At 73.2% G+C, this 4,154-nt stretch carries 7 protein-coding genes; 6 read left to right on the top strand and 1 reads right to left on the bottom strand.

The features are described 5' to 3' along the window. The 3 genes from IRZ18_08770 to IRZ18_08760 form a co-directional block, all read left to right on the top strand. On the top strand, nt 1–412 hold a 412-nt coding region (locus IRZ18_08770; GenBank protein MBX5477197.1), incomplete at its 5' end, for a lipoate-protein ligase B. Continuing rightward, nucleotides 397–765, top strand: coding sequence for a DUF488 domain-containing protein (locus tag IRZ18_08765; GenBank protein ID MBX5477196.1), 369 nt, complete (start codon nt 397–399; stop codon nt 763–765). The genes IRZ18_08770 and IRZ18_08765, both read left to right, overlap by 16 nt. Continuing rightward, nucleotides 686–1,336, top strand: a complete 651-nt coding sequence (locus IRZ18_08760) for a MogA/MoaB family molybdenum cofactor biosynthesis protein (GenBank protein MBX5477195.1) — start codon at nt 686–688, stop codon at nt 1,334–1,336. Before IRZ18_08765 ends, IRZ18_08760 begins: the two co-directional genes overlap by 80 nt. Before the next feature lie 70 nt (nt 1,337–1,406). Here the strand turns inward: IRZ18_08760 and fabL are convergent, their stop codons facing one another. Continuing rightward, complete coding sequence (gene fabL, locus IRZ18_08755) at nt 1,407–2,162, bottom strand: enoyl-[acyl-carrier-protein] reductase FabL (protein MBX5477194.1); 756 nt, start codon at nt 2,160–2,162, stop codon at nt 1,407–1,409. Nucleotides 2,163–2,268: 106 nt separating this feature from the next. On the opposite strand from fabL, the gene IRZ18_08750 reads away from it, so the two are divergent. From IRZ18_08750 to IRZ18_08740, 3 genes are all read left to right on the top strand, one after another. Beyond that, on the top strand, nt 2,269–2,628 hold the full coding sequence (locus IRZ18_08750; GenBank protein MBX5477193.1) for a hypothetical protein: 360 nt from the start codon (nt 2,269–2,271) through the stop codon (nt 2,626–2,628). Between the two features lie 79 nt (nt 2,629–2,707). Continuing rightward, complete coding sequence (locus tag IRZ18_08745; protein MBX5477192.1) at nt 2,708–3,739, top strand: phosphotransferase; 1,032 nt, start codon at nt 2,708–2,710, stop codon at nt 3,737–3,739. 41 nt (nt 3,740–3,780) lie between these two features. Beyond that, nucleotides 3,781–4,154, top strand: a 374-nt coding sequence (locus tag IRZ18_08740; protein MBX5477191.1) for a pseudouridine-5'-phosphate glycosidase, incomplete at its 3' end; no start/stop codon positions are given.

The raw sequence follows: 4,154 nt of genomic DNA, 5'->3' as shown, positions 1-4,154 counted from the left end.
AGAGGTTCAGGTCCGCGCCCTCGCCCGATTCGGCATCGCGGCGCGGCCCGGGCTTGAGCCGCCGTACACCGGCGCCTGGGTGGGCGACGACAAGATCGCGGCCATCGGCGTCAAGGTCCGGCAGGGCATCACCCAGCACGGCTTCGCCCTCAACGTCAACACGGACCTCCGCTTCTTCGATCTGATCGTCCCTTGCGGCATCCGCGACAAGGGCGTCACGTCCATGGCCAGGGTGCTGGGGCGCCCGCTGGACATGGAGGCGGTGGCGGCCGCGGTGCGTGACGCGTTCGCCGGCGTGTTCGGCGTCAAGCTGGAGCCGGTGGCGTGGGAAGACGCGCTGGCGGCGTGCGGCGTCACGGCGGCGCGCGCCGGCGGCGCGGGGGGAGGTGCATACGGATGGACGTGCGCGTGAAGCGGATCTACGAACCCCCGGCTCCGGACGACGGCCGCCGCGTTCTCGTCGACCGGCTTTGGCCGCGCGGCGTCTCCAAGGAAGCGGCCCGCCTGGACGCCTGGCTGCGGGACGTGGCGCCGAGCCCCGAGCTCTGCCGCTGGTTCGGCCACGATCCCGATCGCTGGGAAGAGTTCCGCACTCGCTACCTGCAGGAACTCGAGGCGCCCGAGCGCGCCGACGCCCTCTCCGAACTGCTGCGCTGGGCGCAGGAGGGGCGGCTGACCCTCCTCTATGCCGCGCGGGACCAGGAACACAACAACGCCGTGGTGCTTCTGGAGCGCATGCTCCAAGGAGGCTCCGGCGGTGACTGAACAGGGGCATCGTCCGGAGCCGGGCTCTCAACCGATCCCCGTCCGCACTTCCGCGGCCCAGGGTCCGTCCGGCCACCGCGCCGCGGCGGAGGCGCAGGTGGGCGGGGTGCGCGTCGCCGTGCTCACCGTCTCCGACACGCGCACCGAGGCGACGGACACGGGCGGTCGCCTCCTGCGGGAACGCCTCGCCGAAGCCGGACACGTGATCGTTGCCCACGCCATCGTCCGCGACGAGGCCGATGCCATCGCGGACACGGTGCGCGCCTGGCTCGCCGCGCCGGACACGGACGCCGTGATCACGACCGGCGGCACGGGCATCGCCCGCCGCGACCGCACGGTGGAGGCGCTCCGGCCGCTCGTGGAACGGGAGATCCCGGGATTCGGGGAAATCTTCCGGTGGCTGAGCTTCCAGGAGATCGGCGCCGCGGCCATCTTGAGCGGCGCGTTCGCCGGCGTGGCGGGTGGAAAGCTCCTCGTCTGCCTGCCCGGCTCCCAGGGCGCCGTGCGGCTTGCGCTGGAGGCCATCCTGTTGCCGGAGCTGCGGCACCTGGTCTGGGAACTTCGGCGATAGGCGCCGTCGGCCGGGGCGTCCCCGCCGGCGTTCGCCGGCTGCGCCGGCTTGAACGGATCCCGTGCCAGGCTCACCCGAGCGCCAGCAGAGAAAGCCCCCCGTCGACGACGATCGTCTGCCCACAGATCATCCGCGCGGCGGGCGTGCACAGGAAGACGACGATCTCGCCGATCTCCTCCGGCGTGACGAGGCGGCCGGCCGGCGCCCGCGCCTCGGAGTCCCGCAGGATCTCTTCGCGGTTGGGGAAGTGCTTGAGCGCATCGGTGTCCATGGCCCCCGGCGACACGGCGTTGACGACGATGCCGCGTCGGGCGTAGGCGGCGGCGAGGTAGCGCGTCGCCGCCTCCAGGGCGGCCTTCGACACGCCCACGGTGGCGTAGTACGGCAGCACGCGCGTCGAGCCGATGCTCGTGACGCTGACAATGGCGCCGCCGCCGCGCGGCTCCATGAGCCTGGCCGCTTCGTTGGCGCAGAGGAGCAGCGCGCGGGCGTTGATGTTCATCGCCCAATCCCATTCGCGCGCGCCGATCTCCTCGATGGGGCGCAGCACACCGGACGCGGCGTTGGAGATCAGGATGTCCAGGCCGCCGAACACCTCGCGGACCTCGTCGAACATCGCCTTGACCTTGTCCTCGTCGCCGACGTTCGCCTTGACGACGTGCGCCCGGCGGCCCAGCGCCGCCACGGCCGCCGCCGTTTCCTCTGCAGGTGCGCGATTCCGGAAGTAGTTGACGATGACGTCCGCGCCGTGGCGCGCCAGCGCGAGCGCGATGGCGCGGCCCAAGCCGCGCCCGCCTCCCGTGACGAGCGCCACCTTGCCGTCCAGCTGTCCCAAGAGAGCTGCCTCCTTCGACCGTGCATTCACTTCGGATCGGGGCCAGGGCTTTCCTGCGCGGGTCCGGCATACCATGGCACGGAAGGAGGACGTCCCCGTGATCTGCCCGGACTGCGGGGCCCTGAACGTCCCGACGGCGGAGCGGTGCGCGCACTGCGGAACGGCGCTCGCGCCCTGGCGCGGCGAGGGACTTTTGACCTCCCGCCGGGCGGGGCCCTATCGCGCCAGCTCCCTTGCAGCCCTGGTGATCGGCGTGCTGTTGATCCTCCCCCTGGCCCTGGCCGCCCTGGTTGAGATGGAGTCGGGCCTCCGGCTGGCGCCCGTGCCGCTGGTGCTCGCGGTCCTCATGGCCGTCGCCGGATTCGAGCTCCTCCTGCGGGCAGCGGGTCGCGACCCGCAGGCCGTCGCGCGGCGGCGCCTGACGCGCGCCCGGCGGCGGAGCGGCAGCTGGGCCTAGTCCCGCGGCTCGGCCGCCGGTGGCCGGCGCAGGCGCCCTCGGGGCGCGCGGCGAATACCTGCCCGGGGGGAACCCGGACATGGCCGCGGGTGCGTTGTCGGACGGCGGCTTCTCCTTCAAGGAGGCGGCGGCGGTCGTCGAGGAGCACCTCGCCGGGCGTCTTGAGGCGATGCGCCGGTTCCCGCGCGGCTTGCGCAACGAGAACTACCGGCTGGATCTCGCAGACGGTTCGTCGTGCGTCCTGCGCGTGTTCTGCCCCGCGGACGCCCCGGCCCAGGCGGTGGAGGTCCTCGCCCTGTCGCACCTCGCCGCGCGCCCGGAAGCGGCCGGCCTCCCCGTGCCGCGCCTGCTCGGCCACGGGCGCGGCCCGGAGAGCGGCGCCCCGTACGTGCTCATGTCGTTTCTCCCCGGCGCCAACGCGGGTCGCGGTCTCCCGAACCTGGACGCGGCGGAGCGCGTCGCATTCGCTCGCGCCCTCGGCGCGTTGATGGCGGCGCTGCACGGCGTGCCGCCGCCGGTGCCGGGTTTCGGCCGCTGGCTGCGCGTGGAGCCCCGCGGCGTGGCCGTCCTTGACCACGGGCCGCGCCCGGGCGCCGCATGCTTCGAGCAGGAGTCGTTCGCCCACGCGTTGCGTCGTTGCCGCGAGGAAGGGTTGCTCTCGGCGGAGGGCGCGCGCCTCGCCGAGCGCTTCGTCACCCGCCGGTGGGACGCCTTCGACGACCGCGAACCGGCCGTGTTCGTCCACCACGACCTGCACGCCGACAACGTCCTGGTGGAGCGCTCACCTGGCCAGCCGGGCCTCGCGATCACGGGCCTCCTCGACTTCGAACACGCCCGCGGCCGCGCGGCGGAGTACGACTGGGTCATGGCGATGTGGTCGTTCCCGGACGACGGCTCGGACCTGGCGCTTGAGGCGCCGGGACCCCTGACGCGGGCGTTCCTTGAGGGGTACGCTTCCGTCCGGCCCCTGCATCCCCGCTGGCGGCAGCGCTGGCTGTGCTACCAGATGATCAAGGCCGTCGGCTTTCTCGCCTACAAGCCCGCCTACATGGACTTCATCGAGTGGAACCGGCAGCACGTCTTCCGCCTCGCCGCTTTGGATGCCGTGTGAGGAAACGGCTACACTGGTGGCGCAGGGAGGCTTTGCGCGATTTGATTCACGTGAGCGAGGAAGTGCGCGCGGCGCTGGCGGAGGGACGTCCCGGCGTCGCGCTGGAGACCACGATCGTCACGCACGGGATGCCGTACCCGGACAACCTGGAGACGGCGCGGGCGTGCGAAGCGGCCGTGCGGCGGGAAGGGGCCGTGCCCGCCACCATCGGCGTCGTGGACGGCCAGGCGGTCGTCGGTTTGTCGGCGGCACAGCTTGAGGGACTGGCGCGGGGCGGGGAGGGGCTGCGGAAGATCGCGGCGCGCGATCTCGGACCGGCGCTGGCCCAGTCCGCCAGCGGCGGCACGACCGTGTCCGCCACCGTGCGCCTGGCGGCGCTGGCCGGCCTGCGCGTCTTCGCCACCGGCGGCCTGGG

It is taken from the genome of Clostridia bacterium, assembly GCA_019683875.1.
GTDB lineage: Bacteria > Bacillota > Sulfobacillia > RBS10-35 > Bu92 > Bu92.
Note: the sequence above shows the minus strand (reverse complement) of the source record. Positions and strands in the feature narration are given on the sequence as shown.